The organism is Ancylomarina sp., assembly GCF_041555295.1.
Classification (GTDB): Bacteria; Bacteroidota; Bacteroidia; order Bacteroidales; family Marinifilaceae; genus Ancylomarina.
On the sequence record NZ_JBFFKR010000498.1, the window covers coordinates 1 to 1150 of the forward strand.

Consider the following 1150-nt stretch of genomic DNA (forward strand, 5'->3'; position numbering starts at 1 on the left):
CAACTTATCCTTAAAATCACCATCCCAAGCAAACTTGGCTGCTTGCAATAAAGAAAGTGTTCCCATCACATTGGTCTGTGCAAAAGAAAAAGGATCTTTAATGGAACGATCAACATGCGACTCTGCAGCCAAATGAATCACGCCTTCAATCTGATAATCAAGAAAGATTTTCTGAACCTTCTCAAAATCGCAGATATCACACTTCACAAATTCATAGTTCTCTTTGTCTTCTATATCCTTAAGGTTAGCCAAATTCCCAGCATAGGTTAGCACATCCATATTGATGATACGGTAGTTTGGGTATTTATTCACCAATAAACGAATAAGGTGAGAACCAATAAATCCTGCACCTCCAGTAACTAATATATTCTTCATAAACCACAGATTAAACTGATACAAAATAGATTATACACTGATGAAAATTTTACTAATAAGTATTAATTACTCTTTTTATTTGCACCTTAGATGCTCCAAAATTTATTAATAAGCCTAATTGAGATTTTGTTGCTTGAAGATAATTCAGCACTTGAGCTAAATGATCATCAGTTAAAACCTCACAAGCTTTCAGTTCAACTACAATTTTTCCAAAACAATAAAAATCTGCTTTATAATATTTGTTAAGCTGAATATCTTTATAAAAAATATTCAACCTTTTCTCTTCTTCAAATTCAATATTAAGTTGGGAAAACTCATGCACTAAAGCTTCTTGATAAACAGCCTCAAGAAAACCATGACCTAGATTATTTTGCACTTCGTAACAAGCTCCAATAATAGCTCGACATTCGTCCTCATACAAATACTCCTTTTTCATAATTATCTGTTTTTTATCTGCTCTAATTATCAGTGAGCATCTGCGGTTTAAAAAGGGTTTACAATTTCTGATAGTGGTTTCAAACATTTATCCTTCTCTGACAGTTGAATATCTTCAGCACAAACGCCCCAATCGACATTAATTTCTTCATCATTCCAGGCAATGCCTGAGTCATGATCGGGCGCATAGTATTGATCCACTTTATAAGCAATGGTTGCAGTTTCGCTCAAAACCAGAAAACCATGAGCAAATCCCTTGGGAACAAAAATTTGTTTCTTATTCTCACCACTTAAGACAATTGAAAGTGACTGTTTATAGGTCGGTGAATCCTGACGAAGA

At 34.2% G+C, this 1150-nt stretch carries 3 protein-coding genes; all 3 read right to left on the reverse strand.

Going from position 1 to position 1150, the window contains the following annotated elements; all coding sequences use genetic code 11:
• A partial coding sequence (locus ABY905_RS17405; RefSeq protein ID WP_372646192.1) for a GDP-mannose 4,6-dehydratase occupies window positions 1-375 on the reverse strand: 375 nt, incomplete at its 3' end.
• A 52-nt stretch (window positions 376-427) separates the two neighbouring features.
• Window positions 428-811 (reverse strand): GxxExxY protein, encoded by a 384-nt coding sequence (locus ABY905_RS17410; protein WP_372646194.1) that lies wholly within the window; start codon window positions 809-811, stop codon window positions 428-430.
• A 47-nt stretch (window positions 812-858) separates the two neighbouring features.
• Window positions 859-1150, reverse strand: a 292-nt coding sequence (locus ABY905_RS17415; RefSeq protein WP_372646196.1) for a dTDP-4-dehydrorhamnose 3,5-epimerase family protein, incomplete at its 5' end; no start/stop codon positions are given.

Excerpts from the sequence above, each read along its gene's own strand:
- ABY905_RS17410 (WP_372646194.1), bottom strand. The coding sequence starts at position 811 with ATGAAAAAGGAGTATTTGTATGAGGACGAATGTCGAGCTATTATTGGA.